The sequence below is a fragment of the Stenotrophomonas sp. YAU14D1_LEIMI4_1 genome (genome assembly GCF_003086815.1).
GTDB lineage: Bacteria > Pseudomonadota > Gammaproteobacteria > Xanthomonadales > Xanthomonadaceae > Stenotrophomonas.
Window position 1 is genome coordinate 108,769 of record NZ_CP025997.1, and the last position, 25,867, is coordinate 134,635.

A 25,867-nucleotide genomic window follows, 5' to 3' on the forward strand; every position below is an offset into this window, starting at 1 on the left:
TGTCGCAATCAGCGCGCTAGAGCGGCTTTTGCAAGTTTCCTCATTGTTATGCCGATCCCAGTCGCTAGCGTGACGGCAGGGCACCGAGCGGTTTCGCTGCCTGCTTGCCCGCGCCAGAGAGGATGCCAACGTGATCGTTGCCGGCCGTGCGGCCCGGGCCATGCTGGCCATGCTGGCCGCGATGCCCGCCGCCTACGCTACGGATGCGTGCCAGGGTCCATGGTCAGTGGCCTATCCGGCCGATCGTCCACCCCTGTCGATGGTGCATGAGGGCCAGCCCGCCGGCGTGCTGGCCACGTACCTGCAGGCCCTGCAGCAGCACGATCCCAGCGTGCAGGCCAGGCCGGTGCCGGCCGCCGCGCTGTCTGCGGGCCAGCTGCCCGCCGGTACCCAAGCCATCCTGGGCTGGCCGCGTGCGCAGGTGCCGGCAGGCTGGGTCAGCAGCCACAGCTACCTGCAGGTGCCGCAGGTAATCGTGCGCCTGCGGGGTGCGCGTCCAGTCCTGGGGCTGGGCGATCTGCAGGGCGCCACGGTCGCCAGTCCCGAGCGGCAACCGCTGGCCCGCCACCTGCGCGAACAAGCCCCGGACACCCTGCTGCTGCCGCCAGCGCCGGTGGACAAGGCCTTCGACCTGCTGGTGGAAGGGCGGGTGGATGCGGTGGTGGTGAACCTGGCCGAAGCCAGCGCCGCACTGCAGTTCTACGGCGATGTGCTGCGGGTGGCCGCACCGGCCGGCTTCAGCGATGCGCTGGTCATGGCCACCGTGCCCGAATGCGCAGCGCGGCTGGCCCGCCATGCACCGCTGCTGCAGGAGCCGTCGCCTGCCGCGCAGGCCGAGGCGCTGGCGCGCTGGACGCCGCTGCAGGCGCAAGCGCGGCCGCCGCCACAGCGGGCGCTGCGCTGGCTGGTGCCTACGCTGCTGGCTGCACTGGCCCTGGCGCTGGTGCATGCCTACGGGTTCTGGCGCCTGCACCGCGAAGGGCTGCAACGGCAGCGGCTGGAACAGCGGCTGCTGGATGTCACCGCCAGCCTGCCTGCGGTGGTGTTCCGCGCCCGCCGCAGCAGCAGCGGTTTCTACAGCGTGCCGCACATTGCCGGCGACGTGCATGCCCTGTTCGGGGTCAGCGTGGATACCGCGCGCATCGATCATGCGCAGCTGATGGCCGCCGTGCATCCGGACGACCGTGCGCGGGTGCTGGCACATGTCGATGCCGCCGCCCTGGTGCGTGGCCCGATCGATGTCAGCTTCCGCAGCCGCGGCCGGCGTGGCTGGCGTTGGGTGCGCTCGCGTGCGCAGCCGATGGCCGTGCGTGGCGAGCAGACCGGCGACATGGAATGGACCGGCTACTGGATGGACGTGACCGACGCCCACGACCGGGCGCGTGCCTTGGAAGACGCACGCCAGGAGGCCGAGCAGGGCGCGCTGGCCAAGACCCATTTCCTGGCCACGATGAGCCACCAGATCCGCACGCCGATGAGCACCTTGCTGGGCCTGCTGGAACAACTGGGCAGCACCGCGCTCGATGGTCGTCAGCAGCAGGCGCTGTGCAGCCTGGACGAGGCCGCCACGATGCTGCGGCAGATCCTGGACGACGTGCTGGACGGCCAGCGCTTGCAACCGCAAGCGGCGGCGCTGGCGCCCCAGCCCACCGACCTGCGCGCCCTGTTGCTGGGCGTGCAGCGGCTGTTGGCGCCGCTGGCGGCAAGCAAGGGCCTGTACCTGCGCTGCGAAGTGGATCCTGCCCTGCAGCCCGGTTCGTGGGTGGATGCGCTGCGCCTGCGCCAGATCCTGATGAACCTGGTCGGCAACGCGCTGAAGTTCACCCTGCACGGTGGCGTGGAACTGCGCGTGCAGGTGCTGCCGCGGACATCACCGCAGCAGGGCGATGGCCAGCAGGTGCGGCTGCAGGTGGCCGACACCGGGGTCGGCATCAGCCCGGCGCGACAGCAGGCAGTGTTCAGCGCCTATACCCAGGCCGATGCGTCCACCTCGCGCCGGTTCGGCGGCAGCGGTCTGGGTCTGGCGATCTGCCACGAGCTGGCCGCCACCATGGGGGGGCAGCTGCAGCTGCGCAGCCGCGTGGGGCAGGGCAGCACGCTGTGGCTGGACCTGTGGCTGCCCGCCTGCACGCCGCCCGCAGCGCTGCCGGTACCTGCGTTGCCGGAGCCGTCGCAGCCGCTGCCCAGCGTCGATGTGCTGGTGGCCGAGGACCATCCCACCAACCGCCAGCTGCTGGTGAACCGCCTGCGCGGCCACGGGTTGCGGGTGCAGGCCGTGGCCGATGGTGCGCAGGCCTGGAGGGCCTGGCAGGCGCAAACCTTCGCGCTGGTCGTCACCGACTGCCAGATGCCGGGCATGGATGGTTTCGCGCTGGCCCGGGCGATCCGCGCCGACCCCCGCCCGGGTGCGGCGCGGGTGCCGATCATCGCGCTCAGTGCCAGCGTGCTGGCCAGTACCCGCCAGGCCTGCCACGACGCCGGCATGGACCGCTTCCTGGCCAAGCCGGTGGCGGCGCATGACCTGCACGCGGCCGTGGCCGAACTGCTGGCCACGCCGCTTCAGTCTGGCACGACGGTCTCAGCTGGCCAGTAGCCGCACAATGCTGGCGGCCGCGTCGCGCCCTTCGGCCACGGCGGTCACCACCAGGTCTGCGCCGCGCACCGCGTCGCCACCGGCGAACAGGCGCGGGTGTGCGGTCTGGTACGGCAGGCGATGCTTGCCACCGGCGACGATGCGGCCGTTGGACTGGCCTTCCACGCCGTGCTCGGACAGCCACGCTGGCAGGGTCGGCGAGAAGCCGAACGCGATGATCACCACGTCCGCTTCCAGCAGCGATTCGCTGCCATCGATCGGCACCGCATTCTGGCGGCCGTTGGCATCGGGTTCGCCCAAGCGGGTCTCGACCACGGTCACGCCGATCACTTCATCGTCGGCACCGGCTTCGATCGACAGCGGCTGGCGGTTGAACAGGAAGCGCACGCCCTCTTCGCGTGCATTGGCTACTTCGCGCGCGCTGCCCGGCATGTTCGCTTCGTCGCGGCGGTAGGCGCAGGTGACCTTGGCCGCACCCAGGCGCACGGCACTGCGCACGCAGTCCATGCCGGTATCGCCGCCGCCCAGCACGACCACGCGCTTGCCGTTCAGATCGGGCAGGGCAATGGTGTCTTCCCAGCCGGCAATCGGCCGGCCCTTGGGGTCATCGCCGCTGACAATGCGGCTGTTCTGCACCAGGAACGGCAGCGCCGGCAGCACGCCCTTCAGGTCCTGGCCGACCAGGCCACCGTCGGTGTAGCGGTACGCACCGGTGCCGACGAACACCGCGTCATGGCTGTCCAGCAGCTGCTGCACACTGATATCGCGGCCGATCTCCACGCCCAGCCGGAACTGCACGCCCATGCCCTCCAGCACTTCGCGGCGGCGGTGGATCACATCCTTGTCCAGCTTGAAGCTGGGAATACCGAACTGCAGCAGGCCACCAATCTGCTCGTAGCGGTCATAGACCACCGCGGCAATGCCGGCGCGGGCCAGGCGGTCGGCGCAGGCCAGGCCGGCCGGGCCGGCGCCGATCACCGCCACGCTGTGGCCGGTGGGCTGCACCGCTTCCAGATCGGGGCGCCAGCCGGTGGCCAGCGCAGTATCGACGATGTACTTCTCGACTGCGCCAATGGTGACCGCGCCGAATTCCTCCAGCGTGCAGCTGCCTTCGCACAGGCGGTCCTGCGGGCACACCCGGCCACACACTTCCGGCAGCGGGTTGGTGCTGTGGCACAGCGTGGCCGCTTCGTGGATGCGGTTTTCCTGCACCAGCTGCAGCCACTGCGGAATGGCGTTGTGCACCGGGCACTTCCAGCTGCAGTAGGGGTTGCCGCAGTCCAGGCAGCGGCCGGCCTGGTACTGGGCGTCTTCCTTGCCGAATTTTCCGTACAGCTCACCCCAGTCGCCGGAGGTGCGCAGTTCCACGGGAATGCGCTGCGGCATGGTGCGGGGCAGGTCGAGGAACTGGAAAGCGTGCTTGCGGCTCATGATCGTCTCGGCAGTGCAGTGCGCGCGCTCAGGCGGCGCGGCGCAGGGTTTCGGTCAGCGACTCGATGCTGGCGGCCTTGGGTTTGACCAGCCAGAACTTGCCGATGTAATCGCGGAACTCATCCATGATCTGCTGCGCCCAGATGCTGCCGGTCAGCTCGCGGTGGCGGCCGATCAGGCGGTGCAGGTGCTGGCGGTAGTTCTCGAAGCCTTCGGCGGACACGCGGTGGATGTCGATCAGCTCGTGGTTGTAGCGGTCGACGAAATCGCGATCCACGTCCAGCACGTAGGCCAGGCCGCCGGTGAAGCCGGCGCCGAAGTTCAGGCCGACCTTGCCCAGTACCAGCACCACGCCGTCGGTCATGTATTCGCAGCAGTGGTCACCGGCCCCTTCCACAACGGCCAGCGCGCCGGAATTGCGCACGGCGAAGCGTTCGCCGGCGCGGCCAGCAGCAAACAGTTCGCCGCCGGTGGCGCCATACAGGCAGGTGTTGCCGATGATGGCGGTGCTGCGTGCCTCGAAGCGCGCGCCGCGCGGCGGGCGCACTACCAGGCGGCCGCCGGCCATGCCCTTGCCCACGTAGTCGTTGGCTTCGCCTTCCACTTCCAAGTGCAGGCCGCCAACGTTGAACGCACCGAAGCTCTGCCCGGCACTGCCGCGGAAGCGCAGTTCCAGCGGCGATTCGGCCATGCCCTGGTTGCCGTGCACGCGTGCCACCGCGCCGGCCAGGCGGGTGCCGATGCTGCGGTCGGTGTTGTGGATCAGGAAGCGGTGTTCGCCGCCGCGCTTCTCTTCGATGGCCTGGGCCAGCAGGCCGTCCATCTGCGTGGCCAGGCTGTCCGGCGATTCGTACAGGCGCTGGGCGGCGCAGTGGCTGCCTTCGTAACGGGCGTCGGCCAGCAGGCGCGACAGGTCCACGCGCACGCCCTCGCGCGGTGCCGCGTCGATCTGCCGCAGCAGGTCGGTGCGGCCGACGATCTCTTCCAGCGAACGCGCGCCCAGGTAGGACAGCCAGCCACGCACTTCCTCGGCCAGCAGGCGGAAGAAGTTCTCCACGCGCTCGGGCTGGCCGGTGAAGTGGTTTTCGCGCAGGCGATCATCCTGGGTGGCCACGCCGGTGGCGCAGTTGTTGAGGTGGCAGATGCGCAGGTACTTGCAGCCCAGCACGATCATCGGCGCGGTGCCGAAGCCGAAGCTGTCCGCACCCAGCAGTGCGGCCTTCACCACGTCCAGGCCGGTCTTCAGGCCACCGTCGGTCTGCAGCAGGGTGCGCCCGCGCAGGTCGTTGGCCAGCAGCGCCTGGTGCGCTTCGGCCACGCCCAGTTCCCACGGCACGCCGGCATAGCGGATCGAGCTGACCGGGGATGCACCGGTGCCGCCGTCATGGCCGGAAATGGTGATCAGGTCGGCGCCGGCCTTGACCACGCCGGCGGCAATCGTGCCCACGCCGGCATGGCTGACCAGCTTCACCGACACCAGCGCGGTGGGGTTCACCTGCTTCAGGTCGTAGATCAGCTGGGCCAGGTCTTCGATGGAATAGATGTCGTGGTGCGGCGGCGGCGAGATCAGGCCGATACCCGGCTTGGCGTAGCGCAGCCGCGCGATCAGTTCGTTGACCTTGTGCCCGGGCAACTGGCCGCCTTCGCCTGGCTTGGCGCCCTGCGCGACCTTGATCTGCAGCACCTCGGCATTGACCAGGTATTCGGCGGTGACGCCGAAGCGGCCCGAGGCCACCTGCTTGATCTTGCTGCGCCGCTGCGTGCCGTAGCGCGCGGGATCTTCGCCACCTTCGCCGGAATTGCTGCGGCCGCCGAGGCGGTTCATGGCGATGGCCAGCGCTTCGTGTGCCTCGGGCGAGAGTGCGCCCAGGCTGATGGCAGCGGTATCGAAGCGCGGGAACAGTTCGCTGGCCGGGGCCACCTCGTCCAGCGGCGTCGGCGCAGCAGCCGGTACCAGTTCCAGCAGGTCGCGCAGTGCCGACGGCGGCCGTGCGTGCACCGCATCGCAGTACTGCTGCCAGGCACGTGGGTCACCGCTGCGCGCCGCGCGCTGCAGGGTGGTCACCACGTCCGGGTTGTACATGTGGTACTCGCCGCCGTGTACGTACTTCAGCAGGCCGCCTACATCCACGCCCTGCTGTGCATCCCAGGCCTGCGCGCACAGCTCGCGGGCGTCGGCGTCCAGGCGCGCGAAGCCAGCGCCGCCGATGCGCGAGGCGGTATCGGGGAAGCACAGCTCGACCACCTCCGGTTCCAGGCCGATGATCTCGAACAGCTGCGCGCCGCGGTAACTGGCCACGGTACAGATGCCCATCTTCGAAATGATCTTCGACAGGCCCTTGTAGACGCCCTTGCGGTAGCGGCGGCCGATCTGCGACTGCTCGCCGCCCTTGCTGAGCTTGAGGATGCCGCGCCGGCCCAGGTCGAACAGGGTCTGGTAGGCCAGATACGGGTACACCGCGGTGGCGCCGAAGCCGAGCAGGCAGGCCATGTGGTGCGGGTCGCGCGCGGTGCCGGTTTCGACGATCAGGTTGACGTCGCAGCGCAGGCCCAGGCGCGAGAGGTGGTGGTGGATGGCACTGGTGGCCAGCAGCGCGTGCACCATCGGCCGCCCGGCCACCGGGTAACGGTCGGACAGCAGCAGCATCACCATGCCCTCGCGGGCGGCCTGTTCGGCCTCGCTGCAGATGCGTTCGATGCCGGCGCGCAGGCCCTCGTCTTCGCTGTAGGACAGATCCAGCAGGCGGTTGGCCTGCACGTACTGGTCCATCTTCAGCAGCTGCCGCAGCTTGCGCTGGCTCAGCACCGGCGAATTCAGGATGACGTGGTTCACCGTCTCCGGGCCGGCATGGAAGATGTTGGTCTCCTTGCCCAGCTGGGTGGACAGGGACATCGCGCAGTCTTCGCGCAGCGGATCGATGGGCGGGTTGGTGACCTGCGCGAAGGCCTGGCGGAAGTAGTCGTAGAGCGGACGGCTGCGCTGGCTCAGCACCGCCATCGGCGTGTCATCGCCCATCGAGCCGGTGGCTTCCTGCTCGGTTTCGGCCAGCGGCCGCAGCACCTGCTCCACTTCTTCGCTGCTGAGCTGGTACAGCTTGTGGTAGCTGCGCAGGGTGCCTTCGTCGAAGGGCTCTTCCACCAGCGACGGATCGATCAGTTCGGTCTGCAGGTAGGTCACACCCTGCTGCAGCCACTGCTTGTACGGCGCGCGGCCGCGGTTGATGCGGTCGATGGCTTCCGAATCGAGCAGGTCGCCGCGCTTGAGGTCGATGGCGATCATCTCGCCCGGCCCCAGCTTGCCCTTGCGCACCACGCGCTCGGTGGGCACTTCCCACACACCGGCTTCGGAAGCGACCAGGAAGTGGCGGTCGGCGGTCAGCATCCAGCGCGCCGGGCGCAGGCCGTTGCGGTCCAGGGTACAGACCGCGTAGCGGCTGTCGCAGGCAACGATGCCGGCCGGGCCGTCCCAGGGTTCGCTGTTCAGGCCGTAGAACTCGTAGAACGCGGCCAGGTCCGGGTCCTTGAATTCCAGCGACTGGGTGGCCGGCGGCACCAGGATGCGCAGCGCCTGGATCAGCTCCATGCCTCCGGACACCATCAGTTCCAGCATGTTGTCCAGGCTCTGCGAATCCGAGCCGTGCATGGAAATGACCGGATCGAACTCGGCGATATCAAAGCGCGGGGTCTTCCACACCTTGCTGCGCGCCTGCGCCCAGCGCCGGTTGCCTTCGATGGTGTTGATCTCGCCGTTGTGGGCGAGCATGCGGAACGGGTGCGCCAGCGGCCAGCGCGGCAGCGTGTTGGTGGAAAAGCGCTGGTGGAACACGATCGCGCTGGAGGCCAGTTCGCGCCGCTGCAGATCGGTGTAGAACCGGCTGAGCTTGTCCGGCAGCACCATCCCCTTGTAGCTGATCGCGTTCGGGGTGAGCGTGGTGACGTAGAAATCGGCGTGCTCGCGCAGCTGCTGTTCGCTGCGGCGGCGGGCCAGGAACAGGGCCAGCGCGAATCCGGCATCGTCCTGGCCGACACCGGCATCGACGAACACCTGTTCGATGCGCGGCAGCGTGTCGCGCGCCAGCTGGCCGCACACGCTGTCGTCGGTTGGCACCAGGCGCCAGCCGGCCACCTTGCAGCCCACCGCTTCGATCTGCTGTTGCAGCTGCGCGCGGCAGGCCTGGGCGGCCGCTTCATCGTGCGGTAGGAACACCAGGCCGGCGGTGAAGCGTGCGCCGATGGCGATGCCGGCCTCGCTGGCCAGCAGTTTCAGGAAGGCATCGGGGCGGCGCAGCAGCAGGCCGCAGCCGTCGCCGGTCAGGCCGTCAGCGGCGACGCCGCCGCGGTGGGTCATGCGCGAGAGCGCGGCAATGGCGGTGTCGACCAGCAGACGCGAAGGCTGGTCGTCAAGCTGGGCGACCATGCCGAATCCACAGGCATCGCGCTCGGAGCGCGGGTCGTAAAGCCCTTGGCGGTTGCGGGGGGCCATCTCTACCTCGATGCGAAATGAAATGAGCGGGGACACTCGTGCCCGCTCATTCCCTGGAGCGCATCGTGAGGCCACCGGATGCCTCGACTAGATCACAGCTGCTGCAACGCCGCAACACACGGTTGCGCGTGCAACCAACGCGCTGGCAAGTGCCTGCCAGCGCAGGGGTTTTTCAGCCGCAGCGAACGCCGCTCACCACGTCCTTGGCGTCCACTTCCACATTCAGGCGATCACCCAGGAATTCCATGGTGGCCACGTCGTTGGGCTTGAGCACGCGCACCTGGCTGGCGCCGGCATCTTCCTGGGCCTGCTTGCCCACCGCATCGGTGTAGGGCTGGCCGACCAGGCTCTGCACCTGGCTGGCATCGCAGGTGCCGGCCGGCGGCGCTTCGGTGGCCTTGCCGGCTTCATCGGCCGGGGCCTTGGCCGCTTCGGCGGCCTGCTGGGCATGGGCGGTCGCCGCATCCTGCTCGTCCATCGACGGCGCCTGGCAGGCGGTCAAGGCCAGCACGGCCGGCAGCAGCAGGGCGGACAGGGATCGGGCGCGGATCGGGAACGACATCAATGACTCCAGAAAGGGATGGAAGGGTATGCCCCGAGCATAGCCGCGAACCCACCCTCACGTGTTTGTCTTGCGTTATTGACGCGTCGGCTGCACGGCGCTGGCCATGCTGCCAGCCATGCCCAACGCCCCCACCCCCGAACGCCAGGCCGCACGCGCCGCCGGCCTGCGCTATGTCGATGACACCCAGCCGGGCATCAGCCGGCGCCGCGCCGGCAAGGGTTTCAGCTACCGCGATGCAGACGGCCACGCGCTGCGCGACGCCGCCACGCTGCAGCGCATCCGCGCGCTGGCCATTCCGCCGGCCTACACCGCGGTGTGGATCTGCGCCCATGCCAACGGCCACCTGCAGGCCACCGGCCGCGATGCGCGCGGCCGCAAGCAATACCGCTACCACGCCGACTGGGCCGCCGTGCGCGACGCCGGCAAGTTCGACCGCGTCATCGCCTTCGGCGAAGCGCTGCCGGCCCTTCGCCGGCGCCTGGCGCGCGACCTGAAGCAGCCCGGCTTCCCGCGCGACAAGGTGCTGGCGGTGGTGGTGGCCCTGCTGGCCGATACCTTGGTGCGGGTGGGCAACGAAAGCTATGCGCAGGAAAACAAATCCTACGGGCTGACCACGCTGCGCAACCGCCACCTGGACCTGCTGCGCGGTGGCCGCGTGCGCATGCGCTTCCGGGGCAAATCGGGGCAGTTGCACGAGGTGGTGGTGGGCGATCGGCGCCTGGGCACGCTGGTGCGCGGCATCCAGCAGCTGCCCGGGCAGGCGCTGTTCCAGTACCGCGATGACGACGGCGCGCTGCAGCCGGTGGATTCCGGCGCGGTGAACGACTACCTGCGCGAGGTGATGGGCGAAGACTTCACCGCCAAGGATTTCCGCACCTGGGGCGGCACGCTGGCGGCGGTGCAGGCGTTCGCCGCCACCGAACTGCCCGAACCGGCCAGCCAGCGTGCGCTGGCCAAGGCGCAGCGCGAGGTCGTCTGCCAGGTAGCGGCCCGGCTGGGAAACACGCCGGCCGTGTGCCGCAAGGCCTATATCGACCCGTGCGTGTTTGCCGGCTGGGAGCGCGGCGAGCTGGCCTCGCTGGCCGGCCTGCGCGGCCCGCGGCAGTGGGAACAGGCCACGCTGAAAGTGCTGCGCCGGGCACGGCGGTTGGCCCGGCGGGGAGGCGCGAGGGCCCCGTAGCGTCGAGCTTGCTCGACGGCTGTTACCCGCAATAAATGGCGGTGATGTTGTTGGTGCGCCCGGTCTCGATGGTCAGGCGATCACCGCCTTCGCTTGCCGCGCCCGCCGCCGGATCGGCATTGCCACTGGCCGTGTTGCCGCTGTGTTCGCGACTGCCACGGGTGACCTGCACGTTCAGGCTGTCGCTGTCCACGCGGGCGCGTTCGACGGTCATGTCAGAGGCAGCCAGCCCCACCGCGCCGCGCACCATGTCGGTGTGGCACTGGCCGGAAATCACGCCGTCGATGGGCTGGATCTGGGCGACCGGACTGCTGCTGCAGGCCGCCAGGGCGAAGCAGACGGCGGCGGTGGCAATGGCGTGCTTCATGGGGACGTTCCTGATGTGTGTCGTTGCCGCAGGGTGCGACGACAGGCGTGGTGGCGGAATGAAGCCGTGCACGCGATGGATACAACGCACTCACTGCGCCCAACCGCCCCGGTAGGGACACTGCACGAGCGGCGCCCGCCGCCCCCGGTAGCGCCGGCCTTCGGCTGGCGGCCCCTTTCCCTCCCGAGGAGACCTGCATGGCCACGACCAAGACATTGCCCGCCCGCCGCAAGGCATCGCCCAAAGTGCGCAAAGGCAGCACCGCGACGAAGCCGGTTGCCGACAGCGATCGCCCGCGCGTGGTGAAGACCGCCACCCGCAAGGCCGCCGCCAGCGATCCGCGTGCGGCCCGCGTGGCGTCGCGGCAGCGGCGGCTGCAGGACCAGGAGAAGGCCAAGGATGCGCGCGCCACCAAGAAGGCGGCGAAGAAGACGGCCACCCAGGCCGGCACGCGCAAGCAGCCGGAAACCATGCCGGCCCAGCATCTGCCCAAGCCCGGCCACGAACATGCGCTGGAACTGGCGCCGCGCTTCCTCGCCCCCGACTACGTGGGCAGCGGCAAACTGCAGGGCATGCGCGCGATCATCACCGGCGGTGACTCCGGCATCGGTCGCGCGGTGGCGGTGCTGTTCGCCCGCGAAGGCGCCGATGTGGCGGTGCTGCATCTGGACGAGGCCGAGGATGCGGACGTGACCCGCCAGCATGTGGAACGCGAAGGCGGTCGCTGTGTGGTGATCGCCGGCGACGTGCGCGATCCGCGCTTCTGCAACAAGGCGGTGAAGCAGGTGGCCAAAGCCTTCGGAGGCATCGACATCCTGGTCAACAACGCCGCGTTCCAGCTGCATTGCCAGCGTCTGGAAGACCTGGAAGACGCCCACCTGCAGGAAACCCTGCAGACCAACATCGGCGGTTACATCCAGATGGCGCGCGCGGTGCTGCCGCACCTGGGCGAAGGCGCCAGCATCATCAATACGGGTTCGGAAACGGGCATCTTCGGCAGCAAGGCCTTGATCGACTATTCGGCCACCAAGGGCGCGATCCATGCCTTCACCAAGGCGTTGGCCAGCCAACTGCTGCCGCGTGGCATCCGGGTGAACTGCGTGGCGCCGGGGCCGGTGTGGACACCGCTGAACCCGGCCGACAAGCAGGCGCAGGACGTGGCCGAATTCGGCAAGGACAGCGACATGGGCCGGCCCGCGCAGCCGGAGGAGCTGTCGCCGGCGTATGTGTTTCTGGCGTCGCCCGCGTGCGCCAGCTACATCAGCGGCGCGATCCTGCCGGTGATGGGCGGGCCGCGCGGCTAGCGAATACCAACGTTGACGCATGGGGTCAGATCCCTTCTGCAAGCGAAAGGGATCTGACCCCGCTCACTCCCCCTACCGTTCGTCGGCCCATGACTTCCGGGGGGTTGACTACACGTGTCGTCACGCCGACAGTAACTACACGTGTAGTCAATGGAGTGGTGTCATGCGCGGCAAGACCATCGGGGACCAGGAACTGGCCCTGCTGCAGTACATCGATGAACATGCGCCGGCCAGCGTCGGCGAGGTCGCCAGTGGTTACGGCGAGGCCCGCGGGCTGGCCCGTTCCACCGTGCTGACCATGATGGAGCGCCTGCGCGCGAAGGGGTATCTTCAGCGCCAACAACAGGACGGTGTCTACCGCTACCAGGCCACCCGTGGCCCGGAAAGCGTGCTGCAGGGCGCGGTGGCCCAGTTCGTCGACAACACCCTGCAGGGTTCGGTGTCGCCGTTCGTGGCCTATCTGTCGCAGCGCCAGCAGGTCAGTGACAACGAACTGGCCGAGCTGGAAGCGCTGGTCGCCGAACTTCAATCGCGTCGCCACGAGGGCTGAGCCATGGATACCACGATGCTGATCGCGTTGCTGGAACGGCTGGGCTGGACCAGCCTGCAGACTGCCCTGCTGGTGGGGCTGGTGTATCTGGTGTGCAAGCGGCTGCCGTCGCTGTCGGCGGCCACGCGCTGCCGCCTGTGGTGGCTGGTGTCGCTGCAGGCCGTGTTCGGCCTGGCCTGGAGCCAACCGCTGCAGCTGCCCTGGCTGCCGGCTCCTGCCGGGGTGGCGATGACCACCACCGACCTGGCCGCCGATGCGATCTATCCGCTTGCGCCCGAAGCGTCGGCGCAGCTGCTGGCCGCCGCGCCGATCGACCAGACCCACGACATCGCCGCGTCCATCGGTACCGGCGCATCGCCGCTGGCCGTGTGGGCACTGGCGCTGGCCGCGCTGTGGTTGTCCGGCGTGCTGCTGATGGCGTGGCGCACCTTCGGCGAATGGCGGCAGTGCCGCGCGCTGCTGGCCGCCGCGCACCCCTGCGAAGACGCCGCCCTGGTGCAGGCGCTGCAACTGGCGGCCGATGCCCATGGCCTGCGCCGTGCACCGCGCCTGTGGATGAGCGCGCAGGTGGACGCACCGCAGCTGGTCGGGCCGCTGCGCCCGGTGCTGCTGCTGCCCGCCGGTGCCAATGCGCTGCAGGGCGACGCGCTGGACCTGGCGCTGACCCACGAGCTGCAGCACCTGCAGCGCCGCGACCTGCAGTGGGGGCTGCTGCCGGCCCTGGCCCAGCATCTGTTCTTCTTCCATCCGCTGCTGCGCATGGCCGTGCGCGAATATGCCCAGGCCCGCGAGGAAGCGGTGGATGCGGCGGTGGTCGGCCAGCACGGTGCCAGCCGCCATGCCTATGGCCGCCTGCTGCTGCAGCTGGGTGTGGCACCCGCGCCGCATCTGGGCGTGGCCAGCGCTGCACCCAGCACCACCAGCCTGAAGCGCCGCCTGCTTTCGCTGCAGCCGCGCCGGTCCTGCCCACGCGTGTTGGCGGCCGCGCTGACCACCCTGGTACTGGCGCTGAGCGTGGCGCCGATGCAGCTGGTGGCTGCCCCGGTGCCGCCGGCACCGCCCGCCCCGCCGTCGCCGCCGGCTGCGGTAGTGGCGCCCGCTGCACCAAAGGCGCCTGCCGCCCCGGCGCGCGCGCTGCCCGCCGTGCCGGCACCGCCGGCCGCTCCCGCCGCGCCGCCCGCACCGCCGGCCCCGCCGGTCGATGAAGACGATGACGACAGCTTCACCACCGTCGGCCAGCTGCACCTGGGCAACGACATGGAGCGTGGCCACGTGTTGATCGACCACGGCCGCAGCTACGCCAGCGCCACCATCGACGACATCAAGCAGGCCCGCCGCGACGTCGGCCGCGAAGGTCCGGTGCTGTGGTTCCGCGAGGGCAACAAGCGCTACGCCGTGCGTGACCCGGCGCTGATCCAACCGCTGCAGCGCGTCTACGCGCAATCGGCGGAAGTGGGCCGGCAGCAGGGTGAACTGGGCCGCGAGCAGGGCGCGCTGGGGCGCCAGCAGGGCGAGTTGGGCCGCAGGCAGGCGGTACATGCGCGTGAAATCGCCCGCGTGGCGACGCAGGCGGCCAGCAAGTCCGTGCGCGCCACCGACATCAACCGTGAGGCTGCGGCCGAGGCGGCACGGGCGACACGCGGTGTGACCGACGATGCCGCGATTGCCCGCGCGGCCGATGCCGAAGTGCGTCGTGCCATGCAGGACCTGCAGGACACACGCAGCCGCGACATCAGCGAGCTGGCCGACCTGCAGGCCCAGCTGGGCCTGCGCCAGTCCGCGCTGGGCAGCCAGCAGGCCGAACTGGGCGAACGCCAGGCCAAGTTGCAGGCGCAGGCGTCGGCGCAGGTGAAGCAGGTGATCGCCCGCGCCATGGCCAGCGGCAAGGCCCAGCAGCTGTAGGACCGCTTCGCTCGCCGGGCATGGCCCGGCGCTACCGGATCGATCGCGTCCGGTAGCGCTGGCGCGATTACATCAACCGCAGCTGGCGCGCTCGATCCTGTTCTGCGCGTCCACCTGCACGGTGACCCGGTCCTGGCGGAAGTCCATGGTGACCGCCATGCCCGGCTTCACCACCCGCGCGTTGCGCGCGCCGCTGTCGGCCACCAGCTTCTTGATGGTGGCCTCATCGGCGGTCTTGCCGGTGAACGCTTCCAGCGCTTCGGGACGGCACTCCTGCGGGCCATCGGACACCTTGGCCGGCAGGCTGCCGGTATCGGTGGTGCTGTTGCCGCCGGCGTGGCTGCAGGCAGCCAACGGCAGGATGGCGGCCAGCAGCAACAGGGAAGAAGAACGCATGGGCACGACTCCGCAGGATGGAATAACCGGCAGTGTCGCTGCTGCGCGTGTCAGCTGTGTCAACGCTGCCTGAATCCGCGCCGCGTTACTGCCCGACCAGCGCCAGCGTCTCGCGCTCGCGCTGTTCCTCGCGCACCAGCCGCTGCAGCAGCAGGGCCAGGGTCACCACGTCCTGGTGGTTGTGGTCGGCCACCCGGCGCAGGTTCAGGGCGTCGCCACCGCGCAGGTAGCGCAGCCACGCACCGGGTGCCTCCGAGCCGGGCAGGTCGTCCTCGCGCACCACCCGCAGCAGCTGGCGTTCGATGGTGGACAACTTGCAGTTTTCCCAGCTGCCGCGATAACGGCGGCGCGTGGGATACAGCAGGTCTACATGGTCCAGCGCGCTGATCGGATCGCGCTGCCGGGCCAGGCGATAGCGTGCCTTCAGCAGCGGTGCGTCGTAGCTGCGGCCGTTGTAGCTGCAGAACACCGTGGACGGCTGCAGCCAGCCGGCGAAGGTGGCCAGCATGGCCTCTTCGGCGGCCATCGTGGACATCAGCAGCTGGCGGATGCGCAGGCCTTCGCCGCGCTGCGGGCAGGCATGCCAGTCCGCGGCGCCGATCATGAAGGCGCGGGTGCCGGTGCCGCCGGCCAGGCCGGTGGTTTCGGTATCGAAGAACAGCAGGTCGCGTGCGGCCACGTACTGGCCATCGCGGCGGGCGAAGTCCAAGGACAGCGGCTGCGCCGGAATCGACTGTGGCTGCAGCGATTCGATCAGGAACAGGCCCGGCGCGATTTCCTCGCCGGGCAGTTGCCGATCCTGCGCGCTGGCGCGCGCTGGCGCAGCCCCCCCGCGTGTGCGCAGGCCGAGCAGGCGATGCAGGCTGCCCACCTCCGGACGACGCAGCGGTGCGGATGCCGTGGCAGGTGCGGCCGCGCCGGTCGGCTTGTGGCGGATCTCCTGTTCCACCCACGCAAACACCGAACGTTCGGCCGCAGGTTGCCGTGCATCGTTGGCGGCCACCGGCGGCGGTGCGGCGGGCGGTGCCTCGGGCACGGCCGGCGTGCCCGCCTTCGGGTCACCGGCCTGTCTGCGCAGCAGGCGCAGTTTGTCCAGGCTCAGGCTCACGGCGCCAGCAGCTCCATCGGGTCGCGCGTGGTCACCACCACATCCGGCACGTGCTGGCAGGCGTGTGCATCGAACAGGTCCAGCACGCGCAGTGCCAGCGCACGCGGCGAGGTTTCGTCCTCTTCCTGCGCGGCCAGCACCGGGCCCACGCAGGCCGGGCAACCGGCCTTGCAGTCGCAGCGCTGCACCAGTTCGCGCGCGCGCTGCACCAGCTCGGCCTGGCGCTGCCACAGCGGCTCACTCAGGCCAACGCCGCCGGGGAAGTTGTCGTACAGGTACACGGTGGGCACGAATTCCTGCAGCAGTTCCACCACGCCGGGATCGCCATTGCTGCCGCGCAGCTGGCCACGGCCGCTCTGGTCGGCAATCGCGAACCAGGCACCATCGCCATTGCCGACCGATTTCTGCAGATCGCGCGCATCGGCCATCACCGCCACGGTGGCGACGATGTGCAGCGCATAGGCCGCGCCGAGGAAACCATCCAGCGCATCCTGCTTGCTGGCGAAGGCGCGCAGCAGCAGCGCCTGCGGCAACTGCCACCACACCGCCGTGGTGTGCAGTTCCTGGTCGGGCAGGTTCACCGGCCCGTAGCCGATGTTCTCGTGGGTGTAATAGCGGATCTTCTTGTAGCCGGCCACGCGGCGCACCACGTGAACTTCGCCATGGTGCGAATCGCCGCGGCCGGCCACGCCACCGTCGAAGCGGTCCAGCACCTTGAGCTTGGTGAAGTCGATGCTGTCGGTGTAGTAGTCCACGTGGGTGCGGGTGACGTAGGCCTTGCGGCCTTCCCAGTCCAGCGTTTCCACCTGGTACGGGGTGGACTGCACCATGTGGATGGCGCCTTCGTACAGGGTGAGCGCGGCGGCGGAGTAATCCACTTCGGCGATGATCTGCTGGCGGCCATCGCTGCGGTCGACCACCACGAAGTTGCCATCGGCCACCGCGCGCAGACTGACCGCGTTGGCCGGATAGCTGTCGGCGATCCATTCCCAGCGCTCGCCTTCGCGGTGGATCACCTCGGTTTCGGCCAGCGCTTCCAGGAACACTTCCGGATCGATCGGGCCGAAGCCATCGCCGACCCGGAACGGCAGTTCGAAGGCGGCACAGCGGATATGGTCGAACAGGATCAGCGGCTGGTCCGGGGCGATGCGCGCGTGTTCGGGCGAGGCTTCGGCGAAGAAGTCCGGATGGCGCACCACGTACTGGTCCAGCGGCTGCGAGCTGGCCACCATCACCCCCAGTGCGGGTTGCTGGCGGCGACCGGCGCGGCCGAAGCGCTGCCAGGTGGCGGCCACGCTGCCGGGGTAGCCATTGAGGATCACCACGTCCAGGCTGCCGATATCCACGCCCAGTTCCAGCGCCGAGGTGCTGACGATGCCGTCGATGTTGCCGGCACGCATGGCCCGTTCGGTCTCGCGGCGCTCGGTGGGCAGGTAGCCGCCGCGGTAGGCGCGGATGCGCGGTGGCTTGCGCGGGTCGTGGTCGAAGATGTCCTTCAGGTACTTGGTCAGCACTTCCACCATCAGCCGGGTCTGCGCGAACACCAGGGTCTTCAGCCCGGATTTGATCGCGATGCGGGCGATGCGGTTGCTCTGCGACCGTGCCGAGGCCCGCAGGCCCAGGTCCGGGTTGATCACCGGCGGGTTCCACAGCAGCACCTGCTTGGGCCCGCTGGGCGCGCCCGATTCGGTGATGGCGGTGACCGGGGCTTCGATGAGGGCTTCGGCATGCGCCTGCGGGTTGCCGATGGTGGCCGAGCACAGGATGAACTGCGGTTGCACGCCGTAGAACGCGCAGATGCGCTTGAGCCGGCGCAGCACGTTGGTCACGTGGCTGCCGAACACACCGCGGTAGGTGTGCACTTCGTCGATGACGATGTAGCGCAGGTTCTCGAAGAACTGCGCCCACTTGGTGTGGTGCGGCAGGATGGCCTGGTGCAGCATGTCCGGGTTGGACACCACGATGTCGCCGTGCAGGCGGATGGCCTGGCGCGCATCGCCGGGGGTGTCGCCGTCGAAGGTGAAGGCCTTCACGCCCAGGTCGCCGGCGCGGTTGAGTTCCAGCAGTTCGGCCACCTGGTCCTGGGCCAGCGCCTTGGTCGGAAACAGGTACAGCGCCTTGGCCTTGTCCTGCATGGCCGCGCTGACCACCGGCAGGGTGTAGCACAGCGACTTGCCGCTGGCGGTGGGGGTGACGATGGCCACGTGTTCGCCGCGCTGGCTGGCATTCCACGCTTCGGCCTGGTGGCTGTACAGCTGCTCGATGCCGCGCGCCTTCAGCGCGGCGGCCAGGGCCGGCGGCACCGACTCGGGAATGGGCGCGTAGCGGCCCTCGCGGCCGGGAATGGCGAAGCTGCCGGTAATGCGGTCGTGGTAGCGGCGCTGCAGGCGGGCGCTGAGCAGCGCGCCATCGCGCGCCGGCAGGCCATCGCGGGTGGCGAGCTTCTGCTCGGCATCGGCAGTGCGCTTGGCGAGTTCGTAGGCCATGGGAAGCGGGGTGACGATTTGCGAGGGGTCACATGGCACCACAGATGGGTCTCAGGGTGTGAGACCGCGGGCCGGGATGCAGTAAACCATTCAGTGCCGGGGCCCCGCAGCCACTGTCTTCCAGCCCAGCGCAGCGCGCCTGGAAGCGCGCCTGACACTGAACGCCTGCACGGCTCGCCAACAAAATCTGAAGCCACCATGCGTATGCTCGCAGACTGGACACATCCGACAGGGCAATGGCTGTGGCACGACGGACACTGCAGGGAGCACTTCTGGCCGGCATGATGCTGGCCGTCACCGCGCATGCGCAGCAGCTGCCTGCGCCGCCGGCCGAGACCACCGCGCAGACAACGCCAGCATCCTCACCGGCGCAGGACAGCGTGACCACGCTGGGCGAAGTACGCGCGCTGAAGCCGGAAGACGATCAGCCGCTGGACCTGTACCGCTTCAAGAACCCGGTGAAGTTCGGCGACAACCGCTTCAGCCGCGACTGGCAGGAACCGCCTACGCCCGAGCAGGTCAGCCTGGGTGGGGGCTACATCATGATGGGTGTGGTCAAGGGCGTGCTCGCCGCAGGCCGCGGGTTGAACAAGCTGACCGGCGGCCCGGACCAGATCCAGTCGGCCATTGCACGGCCACCGCCGGAACTGAGTGCCGACCAGCAGCGCCGCGCATTGCAGTTCTGCCAGCAGCAGGACGGCTGTGGCGCACCGCCACAGGACTAGGCGCTATCCTGCCGTCTTTCTTTCCGAGGCTGCCTGGATGCTGCTGCGTTCCCTTTTCCTGATTGCCCTGTGCGGCCCGTCGTTGGCGCTGGCCAGCGAACTGGCCGACGACGGTTCATGCCGCAATGGCGCCTTCCCCTCGCAGCAGTCGGACTTCGCCGTGGCCACGGTGGTGGGTACGCCGCGTCTGTACCTGCTGCGCGATCTGGACGGCTGCCCGGAAAAGGGTGAGGCCGCGTGCCGCCAGCGCAGCTACGTGGTGCGTGGCGATACGGTGGTGACCGGCCGCGACCTGGGTGCATACCGCTGCGCGTTCTTCCCCAACAAGGTGGGCGGCAGCGCGGGGTGGGTGGATCGCAGCAAGCTGCAGCCCGTGCCGCAGGTGACGCCGACCCTGCAGGGATGGGCGGGTGACTGGAAGGACGGCGACAACGGGCTGCAGATCCGCGTGCGTGGCAGCCAGTTGCAGGTGGAAGGCGATGCCTACTGGCCGTCGGCCAATCCGTCGCTGGAAGAACGGCCGGGTGGGCCGCACATCGGTGCGGTGAACGCGTCGGCCACGCCGCGCGGAAGCCAGGTGGATTTCGTCGAGGACACCTGCAGCGTGCACGCGCAGCTGCTGGGCGATGTGCTGGTGGTGTCGGACAACAGCGAATGTGGCGGCATGAACGTGCGGTTCGACGGGGTGTACCGGCGCGCGGGAAAACGCTGAGGGATCCGGCCCCGGTAGATCCACGCCATGCGTGGATGCTGTCTGCGATCCACGTGATGGGGTCAGAGCCCTTTCGCATGCGAAAGGGATCCGACCCCGGCGTTCACCTGCGCCGTTCAAGCCACCACAGCAGCGAAGCGCACAGGACGAACGCCAGCCACCATGGCCAACGTGGGCCGGCCACCGGCTGCATCGCCTGCGCGCCGACCGGCACGGTGGTTGCCAGTGCCTGCGTCGTTGCATCGATCATCGCCTGGCGGTGCAGGACGGCGGCGTCCTTCGCGTCGAACACATAGCGCCATACCGCCGCGTCGCCATGCTGCAGCCGCTGCCAGCCTGCTTCACGCGGCCACCAGCCGGCGCAGCGCTGCGACGCTGTGGCGGCGTCAACGACCAGTGGCACGCCTGCATCCTTTGCATCGAAGGCCTGCAGCGGTGCCTGCACGCCGCACAGGGCGACGAGCTCGCCCAGCCAGGCCTGCGGCTGCGGTGACCAGAGCGCGTCGCCGTTACGCTGCGCGCGGGCCACGCTGGCCAGCACCGTGCTCCACAGTTCGCCGTGGCGATCATCGCGACCGGCCAGCACCCAGCGCCACGTATCGGTGAGCGGCAACAGGCCGATGCGTCCCTTGCCAACGCTGCGCCAGCCACCGATGGCTGCACCAGCCTCGTCGTGCAGCAGTGCATTGCTGCCGGGCGACTGCAGGGCCAGTGCTTCCAGCGCGGGCAGTGCGGCCGTGTGCGAGCTGCGGTCGGCGATCTCGCCTTCGGCACTGGGTAGGGTGCCTGCGGCCAATGGACCCCGGCGCGCGGCCAGCATCGCGCTGTCACCATCGCCGGGCAGTGCAACGGCATGGCTGCCGCCATCACCCTGCACCGGCAAGCCGAGATCGCGCAGGCGCTGCCGTGCGCTGGCCGACGGCGCGCCGCTACTACGGACCAGTACGCCCAGCCCCTCGCGCAGGGCCTGGCGCAGCACGGACACCTGCCCGGCGCCCAACGCTGCCAGGCTGCGTTCGTCCAGCAGCAACAGATCGCTGCGCGCCAGACTGGCGGCGTCCAGCGGCACCGCACCGTCACCTACGCTGAGACCGGCGCCGGTGTCGGCCTGGACCTGCACCTGCAGGCCGGCATCGGTCGCCCAGCGGCGCAGATACTTCAGCTCCGGCCCCGGCGCGCTGGCGCGCACCCGCAGGCGCAGCGGCGGCGCCGCAACGGTCTGCTGCGGCACCGGCACGCTGTCCAGCACATGGGCCTGCGCATCCAGCAGGCGCAGATGGAACACGCTGCGGCCGGGCGCACGGGCGATGCCGCTGAGGCGCACGCGACCATCGGCGCCCAACGTCGCTCGATCAACCACGGTGTCGGCCGGGTCCAGCAGTTCGGCGCGCCCGCCGGTGACGCCGCGCGCCTGCGCGTGTACCTCGAAACGGGCACCGGGCGCCGCATCGGCCGGGGGCTGCAGCGCGATCCAGCCACGCGGCGCAGGAGCTGCCCGCCACGTCACACTGGCCGGCAGCGCGGCATCGCGATCGCGGGCTGCCAGCCCGGCGCCGACCAGCGTGAGCGTGGCGGCAGGATGCCTGCGCAGCGCGGTGGCCAGGTCGGGCACACGCTGGCCACCCAGTACGTCGGCGGCTTCCGGTAACAGCAGCACTGGACCTTCACTGGCCGGCACGGCACCCGCGGCGGCGGCATCTGCGGTGAGCACGACCAGGCCGCCCCCGGGCTGCTGCGCGCTGGGCGGCAACAGGCAGAGATAAAGCAGCACTGCGGCAATGCCCTGAAGACCCAGACGCACCGCGCGCAGGCCGCGATGCGCGGTGGGCGTGCGCAGCTGCTGCACGCTGGCCACGACCACGATGATGGCCAGGGCGACGGCCAGCCACAGGTTCAACGCGGTGGCCGTCATGGCTGCGCCTCCAGTGCATCCAGATACTGCTGGCCCATCGCATCGGTGGCCGTGCGCCGCATCACCTGCGGCAGCGGGCGCTGCAGGGCGCGCCACAGTTGCGCACGCAGGCGCTGGCGGCAGTCCTTGCAGCCTGGCTCGATACGCAGTTGCTCGATGGCGGCGGCCAGGTCCAGTGCATCGGGCAGGAAAGCGGCATTGCGTTGCTGCCAGCTGACCAGTGCATCCAGGTCGGCGGTGCCATCGCCATCACCCAGCCGCTGCCAGGCTTCGACGATGGCCGGGTCCGGTGGCGTGCGTGCCGCCAACGGCAGTTCACGGCTGGCCAGCCCGGCGCGGTCACCGCCCAGCCGGCGGCTTTCATCGATGGGCGGCAGCTCCGGCCCCACGCGGGCCAGGTAGATGCGCTCGGCCTGCTGCACCTGCTTGATGAAAGCCAACGCCTTGTAGGCGAAGGGCAGTGCCTGCTCGGGGCGGCCCTGGCGCAGCTCGCCTTCGGCCGACCACATCTGGTCCAGCGCGGCCTTCAACGTGGCCCGCGTCTGCGGATCCAGCAGGGTGGCCGCTTCGGCGTGGTCGTGGGTGTGTCCATATTCGGAAAGCACGTCGGTGCCACTGCCGAACACCGGCGGCGTATCGGCGGTGCTGGCCGTGCCGCCGTGACCATGGTCGTGATCGTCGCCGTGGTCATCGTGATCGTGCGCGTCGGCGGTGGGCGCATCGCTGGTGGGCAGATCGCTGGTCGGTGGTGGCTTCGCTGCGCCTTCGCTCTCCTCGCCCAGGAACTGGCCGTAGCGCAGGCGCAGGATGCGCTGGTCCACGCCGATGGCATCGCTGCGCGTCACGAACGCATCGGCAGCGAGGGCGCGCCGCTGGCGGATCAATGCCTCGGCATCGATGATGATCTGCCGCTGGCTGCGGAAGTAGGCCGGCAGGGTCTTCTTGATGCGGCCTTCCAGTTCGGCAGTGAGTGCCACCTCCGCACTCGGCAGGCGCAGGATCACGCTGCTGCTGCGCGCGGTCTGCGGCCGGGGTGCATGGTTGTCGCGGACTTCCAGCTGCGCGATCACATCGCCGCCGGGCTGCGCGCCCAATGCAGCCAGATCCAGCGTATGGGCGAAGCGCCGTGCGCTGGCTTCGCCGCTGCCGGTCAGCGCCACGCGGCGTGTTGCGAAGGTGATGTTCTCGCCACTGCCCTGGGTGGTGGTGATCGACAACGTTGCCCCCGCAGCGACGCCATAGTCATCGCTGGCTTCGAAGCGCAGCGTCCACTGGCGTTGCCCGGGCGTGCCGAGCACCAGGCTGGATGCCGGTTCCAGCACCCGCACGCTGGGCGCCCGGTCGGCCACCACGTCCAGCCGGTGCAGGCGGGTTTCGGCCAGCGCCGGTTCGCTCACCACGCGGTACAGCACGGGCGCGCGCGCAACGTCCTGCGCCAGCCAGTGGCCATCCTGCTCGTGCAGCGGCAATTGCCGGCCATCGTGGAACTGCAGCCAAGCCCTGGCCGGGGCGCGATCGAAGCGTAGTGACCAGGACAGCCGGCTGTCGGCGGCGACCTTGGCATCCAGGGCATTCTGGGTGAGGGTCGGTTGCCCGGTGTAGGCCGGCGCGTCCACGCGCAGGCGGCTGGACTGCAGGTGCAGCGGTCCCGCGGGGGCCAGCCGGCCTGCTGCCGGCGCGTGCGAAGGCTGCGGGCGCGCGCCGGCACGCGGCCAGCCCAGCGCCAGCAGCGCGATGGCCAGGCCGCCCAGCCAGCACAGCAGCAGCGCGCCGCGCGGCCAGCGCGGACGCAGCTCCGGCATCGCCCGTTCCAGGGTGGCCAGCACATGCGTGCGCTGGCGCTGCTGCAGCGGATTGAGCGTGGCAGCATCGGCAAACAGCAGGTCGGCGCTGTCTTCGCTGCTGCCGCTGGTGTCGAGTTGCCGCTGTAGCCAGTGCCGGTCCAGCCGGCGCGCGTGTGCGGTGGCCAGCGCGGCGCAGGCGAGCAGGCCGACCGTGGCGACCACGCAGGCGACGTCGAACCCGCCCAGGCGCAGGGCCAACGTGGCGGCGGCCAACGCCCAAGGCAGTCCCAGCAGCAGGGTGATGAGCGCGCGTCGGCGTCGGGCGCGGCGCCATGCGAGTTGAAGTGTCTTCATGCCGCCGTCCTGCGCCGCGCGCTGCTGGCCATGCAGCGTTCCAGCGCGAACAGCAGCACGATGGCCAGCAACAGCCACGCGGTGGGCTCGCGCACTGGCGCTGTGGCGGCTGGCAGTGCCGCGCGCTGTGGCGCCTGGTCCAGGGCATTTCCCAGCCGCGGTGGCGCCGGTGGCTGCAGCGCCAGCAGCAGGGCACGCGGCAGGTGCGGATCGCGCAGTGCCTGGGTCTTGGCGGCATCCCAGTCAGCGGGCAGCGACAGCAGACGGCCGCGGCCGACGCGCTGCTGCCAGAGCAGGGGGGCACCACTGGCGTCGCGCAACAGCACACTGGCGTTTGCGCCCGGCTTGGCGGCAGTCAGCACCTGGCCGCCGTCGCCCAGCCACGCCTGCCAGCGAGCGGGCAGCGCGTCGCCCCGGGTCCACACAGCGGTTTCGCCGCGCGCGGGCAGGGCATCGGCAGGCAACGTATCCGGCACTGTCTGCACGCCCCACGCGCGCTGCAGTGCGTTCAACCAGTGCTGCGCCGCGCTGGGTGCATCGGCCTGCACGCGCAGCCGCGGTGGCGCTGCCTGGGCCCGCTCCGCGGTGAGCGCGAGCGGATGCGTATGCCATTGCACGTCGCGTGACAGCTGCACCCGTGCGCCATCCAGGCCGGGCAACGGATCGGGCACGTGCACGATCAACGCGGTGCCTGCAGGGAGCTGCGCGTCCAGTTCGCGCAGCAGGCTGGGCAGGGCGGCGTTGCCGGGTACTGGCGCTTGTTCGATGGCCGGGAAGCCGGGCGCAAGCCAATGCCAGTTCGCAGCGTCGGCACCACCGCGCAAGGCGCCCGCATCCAACCCAGGGGCGACCACCGTCCAGGCGGCGGGCACCGGCGCAGGGCCGGACAACGCCGGCCGCGCCAGCAGCAGGGCCAGCGCGGCCAGCAACAGCAGGCGCACCAGCAGCAACGGCCAGTCATCGAAACGGATGCGCTGGCGCGGGCGGATCTGCGCGCGCAGCCAGCGCAGGGCCGCGAAATCCAGCGGCGTGTACGGATGGCGGCGGGCCAGGTGGATCAGCAGCGGCAGCAGCCAGGCAGCCAGTGCGGCCAGGCCCAGCGGGAACAGCAGGTTCATGCGCTGCCCCGGCGGCCGAACAGGGCCTGCAGTGGCTGGTCCAGCGGCTGGTCGAGCCAGCCGGTGGCGCTGGCGATGCCGCTGGCCTGCAGGCGTGACTGCAGGGCGGTGCGTGCGGCAGCGAAGCGCTGCAGGTAATCGCTGCGGATTGCTGCGCCATCGCCCAGCAGTTCGTCGCCGGTTTCCGGATCGCGAAAGCGATGGCCGACGTCGAACGGGAAGTCGCGTTCGTCGGCGGTCAGGATCTGCAGCAGCATCACTTCGCGGCGCGCGCCGGCCAGTTGTTCCAGCAAGGCGATTCCGGCTTCGTCGAAGCCGTCGCCGAGGGCCAGCAGCAGATCGCCGGGGCGCACCCGCTCCCACAGCGGCCGCAGGCGCTCGGCCACCGGCCACGCGCCGCGGGCCTGCAGGGCATGCAGTTGCAGATGGATGCGATCGCGCTGTCGTGCACCGCTGGCGGCCGGCACCAGCTGCAGGCCAACGCCGCTGATTGCCAGCAGGCCGAAGCGGTCGCCCTGCTGCAGGGCCAGTTCCAGCACACACGCGGCAATGCCGCGCATGTGGTCCAGGCGCGTGCGCTGTGGCGCGGCGCGGTCGGCCTGGCCGGCCGAGGCGGTGGCGTCCAGCAGCAGCCAGACCGTGATCGGGCTCTCGCGTTCGGATTCGCGCACGAAGAAGCGGTCCGAGCGGGCGTACAGCTTCCAGTCGATCTGGCGCAGCGCGTCGCCCGGCTCGTAGGCGCGGTACTGGGCAAACTCCAGGCCGGCACCGCGGCTGCGGCTGGCGTGCTGGCCGATGCCGCTGGCGCCGCTGGCCAGGCGCGGCGACAGCCGCAACGTGCGCAGGCGCGCACGCAGGTCCGGCGGCAGGGTCAGCGGAATGGCGGCGCTCACGCGG

18 protein-coding genes are annotated in these 25,867 nt (G+C 70.1%); 7 read left to right on the forward strand and 11 right to left on the reverse strand.

Annotation, left to right across the window (positions count from 1 at the left end; translation table 11 throughout):
• The first annotated feature begins 130 nt into the window (after positions 1-130).
• On the forward strand, positions 131-2,593 hold the full coding sequence (locus C1932_RS00440; RefSeq protein ID WP_234412231.1) for a response regulator: 2,463 nt from the start codon (positions 131-133) through the stop codon (positions 2,591-2,593).
• Here the strand turns inward: C1932_RS00440 and C1932_RS00445 are convergent.
• From C1932_RS00445 to C1932_RS00455, 3 genes are all read right to left on the reverse strand, one after another.
• Positions 2,579-4,024 (reverse strand): FAD-dependent oxidoreductase, encoded by a 1,446-nt coding sequence (locus tag C1932_RS00445; RefSeq protein WP_108760844.1) that lies wholly within the window; start codon positions 4,022-4,024, stop codon positions 2,579-2,581. The genes C1932_RS00440 and C1932_RS00445 overlap by 15 nt on opposite strands.
• Positions 4,025-4,052: 28 nt before the next feature.
• The gene (gltB, locus tag C1932_RS00450) at positions 4,053-8,507 is read right to left on the reverse strand and encodes a glutamate synthase large subunit (RefSeq protein WP_108760845.1); all 4,455 of its coding nucleotides are present in this window, start codon (positions 8,505-8,507) and stop codon (positions 4,053-4,055) included.
• A 172-nt stretch (positions 8,508-8,679) separates the two neighbouring features.
• Positions 8,680-9,069 carry an I78 family peptidase inhibitor gene (locus tag C1932_RS00455; RefSeq protein ID WP_108760846.1) on the reverse strand — a complete coding sequence of 130 codons (390 nt, stop codon included), beginning with the start codon at positions 9,067-9,069 and terminating at the stop codon, positions 8,680-8,682.
• A 118-nt stretch (positions 9,070-9,187) separates the two neighbouring features.
• Between C1932_RS00455 and C1932_RS00460 the strand changes: the two genes are divergently transcribed.
• Positions 9,188-10,252: a DNA topoisomerase IB gene (locus C1932_RS00460; RefSeq protein ID WP_108763301.1), complete on the forward strand. Its 1,065-nt coding sequence runs from the start codon at positions 9,188-9,190 to the stop codon at positions 10,250-10,252.
• Positions 10,253-10,274: 22 nt separating this feature from the next.
• Here C1932_RS00460 and C1932_RS00465 read toward each other — a convergent pair whose 3' ends face one another.
• Entirely contained in the window at positions 10,275-10,619 is a 345-nt protein-coding gene (locus C1932_RS00465; protein WP_108747990.1) for a hypothetical protein, read from the reverse strand.
• A 197-nt stretch (positions 10,620-10,816) separates the two neighbouring features.
• Between C1932_RS00465 and C1932_RS00470 the strand changes: the two genes are divergently transcribed.
• The 3 genes from C1932_RS00470 (at position 10,817) to C1932_RS00480 (ending at position 14,375) form a co-directional block, all read left to right on the forward strand.
• The gene (locus C1932_RS00470; protein ID WP_108760847.1) at positions 10,817-11,923 is read left to right on the forward strand and encodes an SDR family oxidoreductase; all 1,107 of its coding nucleotides are present in this window, start codon (positions 10,817-10,819) and stop codon (positions 11,921-11,923) included.
• A 163-nt stretch (positions 11,924-12,086) separates the two neighbouring features.
• Positions 12,087-12,473, forward strand: coding sequence for a BlaI/MecI/CopY family transcriptional regulator (locus C1932_RS00475; RefSeq protein ID WP_108751749.1), 387 nt, complete (start codon positions 12,087-12,089; stop codon positions 12,471-12,473).
• 3 nt (positions 12,474-12,476) lie between these two features.
• Positions 12,477-14,375 (forward strand): M56 family metallopeptidase, encoded by a 1,899-nt coding sequence (locus C1932_RS00480; RefSeq protein ID WP_108760848.1) that lies wholly within the window; start codon positions 12,477-12,479, stop codon positions 14,373-14,375.
• 72 nt (positions 14,376-14,447) lie between these two features.
• On the opposite strand, the gene C1932_RS00485 is transcribed toward C1932_RS00480, so the two are convergent.
• From C1932_RS00485 to C1932_RS00495, 3 genes are all read right to left on the reverse strand, one after another.
• Complete coding sequence (locus C1932_RS00485; RefSeq protein ID WP_108760849.1) at positions 14,448-14,771, reverse strand: I78 family peptidase inhibitor; 324 nt, start codon at positions 14,769-14,771, stop codon at positions 14,448-14,450.
• An 85-nt stretch (positions 14,772-14,856) separates the two neighbouring features.
• The gene (locus C1932_RS00490) at positions 14,857-15,879 is read right to left on the reverse strand and encodes a ribonuclease H-like domain-containing protein (RefSeq protein ID WP_108760850.1); all 1,023 of its coding nucleotides are present in this window, start codon (positions 15,877-15,879) and stop codon (positions 14,857-14,859) included.
• Positions 15,876-18,365 (reverse strand): DEAD/DEAH box helicase, encoded by a 2,490-nt coding sequence (locus C1932_RS00495; protein WP_108751753.1) that lies wholly within the window; start codon positions 18,363-18,365, stop codon positions 15,876-15,878. Before C1932_RS00495 ends, C1932_RS00490 begins: the two co-directional genes overlap by 4 nt.
• Before the next feature lie 236 nt (positions 18,366-18,601).
• Between C1932_RS00495 and C1932_RS00500 the strand changes: the two genes are divergently transcribed.
• Together C1932_RS00500 and C1932_RS00505 are read left to right on the forward strand one after the other, a co-directional pair.
• Entirely contained in the window at positions 18,602-19,090 is a 489-nt protein-coding gene (locus tag C1932_RS00500; protein WP_108760851.1) for a hypothetical protein, read from the forward strand.
• A 37-nt stretch (positions 19,091-19,127) separates the two neighbouring features.
• A complete protein-coding gene (locus tag C1932_RS00505; RefSeq protein WP_108760852.1) occupies positions 19,128-19,802 on the forward strand; it encodes a hypothetical protein in 675 nt (224 codons plus the stop codon).
• A 103-nt stretch (positions 19,803-19,905) separates the two neighbouring features.
• Here the strand turns inward: C1932_RS00505 and C1932_RS00510 are convergent, their stop codons facing one another.
• The 4 genes from C1932_RS00510 to C1932_RS00525 are packed head-to-tail and all read right to left on the reverse strand — an operon-like array spanning position 19,906 to position 25,863.
• Entirely contained in the window at positions 19,906-21,714 is a 1,809-nt protein-coding gene (locus C1932_RS00510; protein ID WP_108760853.1) for a hypothetical protein, read from the reverse strand.
• Positions 21,711-23,852, reverse strand: a complete 2,142-nt coding sequence (locus tag C1932_RS00515) for a hypothetical protein (protein WP_108760854.1) — start codon at positions 23,850-23,852, stop codon at positions 21,711-21,713. Before C1932_RS00515 ends, C1932_RS00510 begins: the two co-directional genes overlap by 4 nt.
• Positions 23,849-24,970 carry a BatA domain-containing protein gene (locus tag C1932_RS00520; RefSeq protein WP_108760855.1) on the reverse strand — a complete coding sequence of 374 codons (1,122 nt, stop codon included), beginning with the start codon at positions 24,968-24,970 and terminating at the stop codon, positions 23,849-23,851. The genes C1932_RS00515 and C1932_RS00520 overlap by 4 nt, the downstream gene beginning before the upstream one ends.
• The gene (locus tag C1932_RS00525) at positions 24,967-25,863 is read right to left on the reverse strand and encodes a DUF58 domain-containing protein (RefSeq protein ID WP_108760856.1); all 897 of its coding nucleotides are present in this window, start codon (positions 25,861-25,863) and stop codon (positions 24,967-24,969) included. Before C1932_RS00525 ends, C1932_RS00520 begins: the two co-directional genes overlap by 4 nt.
• Positions 25,864-25,867: the final 4 nt, after the last annotated feature.